Origin of the sequence: Paracoccus sp. 22332, from assembly GCF_052045125.1 — a bacterium.
In the GTDB taxonomy this organism is placed as follows: Bacteria; Pseudomonadota; Alphaproteobacteria; order Rhodobacterales; family Rhodobacteraceae; genus Paracoccus; species Paracoccus haematequi_A.
Genome location: NZ_JBQEOI010000091.1, coordinates 1 through 4,411, shown reverse-complemented (window position 1 = coordinate 4,411; position 4,411 = coordinate 1). Strand labels below are relative to the sequence as shown.

At 61.9% G+C, this 4,411-nt stretch carries 4 protein-coding genes and 1 pseudogene; 2 read left to right on the top strand and 3 right to left on the bottom strand.

Annotation, left to right across the window (positions count from 1 at the left end; translation table 11 throughout):
• Window positions 1–4 precede the first annotated feature (4 nt).
• Window positions 5–765, bottom strand: a pseudogene (locus ACTJI6_RS23650) (IS5 family transposase).
• A 399-nt stretch (window positions 766–1,164) separates the two neighbouring features.
• Between ACTJI6_RS23650 and ACTJI6_RS23645 the strand changes: the two are divergent.
• On the top strand, window positions 1,165–1,929 hold the full coding sequence (locus tag ACTJI6_RS23645) for a DsbA family protein (protein ID WP_440804184.1): 765 nt from the start codon (window positions 1,165–1,167) through the stop codon (window positions 1,927–1,929).
• A gap of 111 nt (window positions 1,930–2,040) precedes the next feature.
• Here ACTJI6_RS23645 and ACTJI6_RS23640 read toward each other — a convergent pair whose 3' ends face one another.
• The gene (locus ACTJI6_RS23640) at window positions 2,041–2,904 is read right to left on the bottom strand and encodes a DUF305 domain-containing protein (protein ID WP_440804182.1); all 864 of its coding nucleotides are present in this window, start codon (window positions 2,902–2,904) and stop codon (window positions 2,041–2,043) included.
• A 22-nt stretch (window positions 2,905–2,926) separates the two neighbouring features.
• Window positions 2,927–3,175, bottom strand: coding sequence for a c-type cytochrome (locus ACTJI6_RS23635; RefSeq protein WP_440804180.1), 249 nt, complete (start codon window positions 3,173–3,175; stop codon window positions 2,927–2,929).
• A 133-nt stretch (window positions 3,176–3,308) separates the two neighbouring features.
• On the opposite strand from ACTJI6_RS23635, the gene ACTJI6_RS23630 reads away from it, so the two are divergent.
• Window positions 3,309–4,411: IS256 family transposase (locus ACTJI6_RS23630; RefSeq protein WP_440804177.1), on the top strand; the 1,103-nt coding region annotated here is incomplete at its 3' end.

Genomic DNA, 4,411 nt, shown 5'->3' with positions numbered 1-4,411 from the left:
TAGGTCATGTTGACAAATGGCGGAGCCAGAGGCGGATCGACGTGATGTCGATGAAGCCCAGGAAGCTTTCGGCGGTCTTGTCGTAGCGGGTGGCGACGCGACGGGCATTCTTGAGCTTGTTGAAGCACCGCTCAACGAGATTGCGCAGGCGGTAGAGCCTGCGGTCAACGGCGACCCGTAGCTTCCGGGTTTTGCGCATGGGGATGACCGGCACCACGTCGCGCACCTCCATGGTCTTGCGGATGTTGTCGGAGTCGTAGCCGCGGTCTGCGAGCAGAACGCTTGGCTCGGGCAGGTTGTCAGCCATGACCAGATCGAAGCCGAGGTAGTCCGATGTCTGCCCGGCCGTGATCTCGGTTCTCATGGGCAGGCCTGCCGCATTGACCCGCAGATGGATCTTGGTCGTGAAGCCACCTCGCGAGCGGCCGAAACCTTGGCGCGGAGTCCCCCTTTTGCGCCCGCTGCCTGATGATGAGCGCGAACCACGGTGCTGTCGATCATCTGCAGCGCATCCGGCACGATCCGGCTCTCGTTCAGCGCCTCCAGGATCTGTTCCCACAGCCCCGCCAACGTCCAGCGCCGGAACTGCCGATAGACAGACGACCATTTGCCGAACTCTTCCGGCAGGTCGCGCCAGGGCGACCCCGTTCGGGCGATCCAGAAAATCCCATCCAGAACAAGCCGATGGTTCGTGGGCTTGCGGCCGTTCGGAGAACGGACAGCCAGGATGAAGCGTTCAAAGAACGCCCACTCGTCGTTCGACATCAGGTTTCGTGCCACGCTGGTCTCCATTGCAGATACCAGCTTGAATCACGATCACCGCGCCCGGTGAATCCCTTTTGTCAACACGCCCTAGACGAGGCTGGACTCAGAATAGTCATCTTCCGTGGATCATAAAATGCCTTCACATTACAACCTGTTCCGGTACAGACTTCAACGCCATGCGCAGCTCAGCGATGGCGTGCCCGTTGGCCCCGAAAAACCGCTCGGGGTGCAGGCGCTCTGCCTCTGCCGTAACGGGAGAGACGCCTATTACCACGTCCCTGGCAAGCTTGAGCCTTGGACGATTAGGCGACCGGCGCGTAACGGCGGCATCGGGATGCTGAACGACCGTGTTATCCGGATCGACAAGCGGGTTCTGCTCGGAGCTCAGGTGGCTGTGGCATGACAATCCGGCGACGTGATGTGTTCGTTTTTGGGGGCATTGTCGCAGTAATTTATGGATTGCGTGCGCTTCCCTGGGAGCAGTTGACAGGCCGCGGCCTTGCTTATGTCGAAATCGCAGACGTGCCACCCTTTCGGCGCCTGAAGTCCGAGGGGCAAACTTCCTCTGCATCCGTTGCGCTGATTGGTCTCGATGGACCCTCGGATGATGCTGAGGCGCGCCATGCACGGATGGAAGCCCTGCGCGCCGACCCCTGCCCCGCCCTCTTCGGCACCGAACTTCCGACCGATGTCGTCCCGATTGCTTATTTCAGCGAGTTTCGCTGCCCCTTCTGCCGTGCGCTTGAACAGGATCTGGATGACTTACTGGCTGATGACCGAGCCGCCTATCGGCTGGTGCAGCATGAACTCCCAATTTTTGGGCCGGCATCTGAACTTGCCGCCCGCGCTTCGGTCGCGGCCGCACGGCAAGGCAGGCAGCAAGACCTACGGCGCCGCTTCATGCGAACGCCGCTCGTCGCCAATGAGTCTTCGATATTGCGTGTGGCGTCTGACCTTGGCCTGAATGTCGAGCAGCTTGCGATAGATATGGCCTCACCGGAGATTCAGGCCGAACTTGATCAAACGCGTGCTTTAGCCGATCTTTTTGGATTTCTCGGCACCCCTGGTCTTGTGATCGGACGGACCGTCCTGAATGGTGCAATCCCCGTTTCGGTGCTCCGTCAGATCGCGAAGGAAGAGAAAATCCTACCGCTCCCATGTTGATAGGACAAAAACACCCGCTCTTTTGTTGATTAGGTGTTCCCTTCTCGCCCGGTCTATCGTGTCCAATGCCAAGGTGAGCGTCGTTCCTGTACTATTCGGGTTTTCCAGTCGTCAGCTTGCTCCGCACCTGTAAAAGCCGCGGTAGCCGACCTCGAACCCCTGATCGAGCCGGAAGACGAGTTCGGCATTCTGGCGCCAGTCCGCTTCGTCGCCGAGCGACAGCACCGAGATGGTTGTGCCCGGTGCCGAGAATTCTACAGCGCTGCTCTGCGGGTCGCCGTTCGCTTGGAGATCGACAAGTCGTCCGTTCAGCTTCATGGCCGCCGTGCTGCCATCCGCCGCAGCCCACAGAACAGGATTGGATTCGGGACTGCGGTTGAAGGTGCAGCGGTCAGCGGCTGTAAGCACCCGGTCGGCTTCGGCTTCCGGCATGGGCGCAAGATCAAGGGTGGAGATCAGCGTGTTGGCCAGCGCTTCCTCCACGGTGCCCGGCTCGGCCGGCGGGTCGCGGTAGATGTTCTCCACGGTGTTGCCCTCTGACACTTCCCCGATGAGGTACCGCATCTCCGCGATTTCGCGCCGCTGCGCCTCGATGATCTCGTCGGCAAGCTTGCGGACGCGCGGATCGCGGATCTGCGCGCGCTTCGACGTCATGATGGCGATCGAATGGTGCGGGATCATTGCACGCATGTAGCTTGTGCCCGACACGGTGACCTGGCTGCGAACGAGCCAGAGGGAAAGCGCAAAGACAATCACCGATCCGGCGAAGATCGCGATGTTGAGCGCCCTGTTGGAATACATCCCCAGCATGTAGGCCAGCATGATGATCGCCATCGTGGCACCCATCATAATCGCCATGTAGGTGCGCGTTTCCGAAAAGAAGACGTGCTCCCAAGCGTATGTGTTCAGATACATCAGGATGAACATCACCACCGTCGAGGTGAGGATCATCAGGCCGAAGCGAATATAGGACAAGTTCGTCTCCTGCTTGTTGAAGTCAATGGTGTCCGGAGCCGGCAGCTTCGTCGGTGGACGTCTGGTTGCCGGTCAGCGACTGGTAGTCCTGCGCCGACTGACCGGGGAGCATGCTGACGATGGCTGCGATGCCGGCGATCTCCTGCAGGGTGTGATGAGGTCCAAAGGCCGGCATCCCGGACATCTTGATGCCGTTCGTCACGATCCAGTGGATTTCTTCGGTGCTCCACTCGGTTGCCGCCTCGACCAAATGCGGCGGCTCGGGCCGCATTCCCTGAAACCAGACCGCAGGCTCCTGGCCGGGGGTCGTGTCTCGGAAGTGGTGGAAATTGGATGGCGGCGTAATCTCCGGGTGAACTGACACCCACCCAGCCGGCGGCTGCAACCGCCAGGGAGATCACGCCATGAAGCAGAATACCGACAGCTCGTCCTTTTCGCTACTGCCCGACGCAGGCGGGTATGATCCGATCGAGGACCGCCTGCGGGCGAATGTCCGGGCCACCATTGAGGCCATGTTCGAAGAGGAACTGGCCGACTTTCTTGGACGGCTTCGTTACGGCCGCGGCAACGAGCGGGCCAAGGGCTACCGCCACGGGCATCGCGATCGGCAGCTGACCGGCACATTCGGCACCGAGACGGTGCGGGTTCCTCGTGCCCGGATCGAGAACGAGGCCGGCAAGATCACCGAATGGCGCTCGAAGGCACTGCCCCGCTACAGGCGGCTGACAAAGAAGGCCGAGGCCCTGATCGCGGCGGTCTACCTGGCCGGCACCAACACGCGCCGGGTCAAGCGGGCGCTGTTCGGACTGTTCGAGGGGGCGGTGAGCAAGGACGTGGTCAGCCGGGCCTGGCGCAAGGTGAAGGTCGATTGGGACGCGTGGTCCACCCGCGACCTGGCCGAGGAGGATATCGTGCGGCTCATCCTCGACGGCACCGTCATAAAGACCCGGCTGGACCGCAAGGCCACCAACATCTCGGTGCTGGCGGCGATCGGTGTTCGGCGCGACGGACAAAAGGTGCTCCTCTCAATCAGGAACATGGGCGGCGAAAGCACGGCTGCCTGGAGCCAATTCCTCGCCGATCTGGACGCGCGGGGCCTCAGGCGGCCCGAGTTCGTAATCGTTGACGGCGCCCCCGGCCTTGAAGCCGCGCTCGTGGCGCTCTGGGGCGGGGACCTGCCCATCCAGCGCTGCACGGTTCACAAGCACCGCAACCTGCTTGGCCACGCGCCCAAGCGCCTGCATGACGAGCTGAGCGAAGACTACCGCGACATGATCTACGCCGACAGCGCCGCCGAGATCGAGACGCGCCGCAAGGCCTTCCTCCGCAAGTGGAAGCTCAAGTGCCGGGCCGTGGCCGATAGCCTCGAGGAGGCCGGCGATCGCCTCTTCAGCTTCACCCGCCTCGATCCGTCGCAATGGAAATCCGCACGGACCACCAACGCCATTGAGCGTCTGAACGAGGAGTTCCGCCGCCGCATCAAGACCCAGACCGTGCTGCCCTGCGC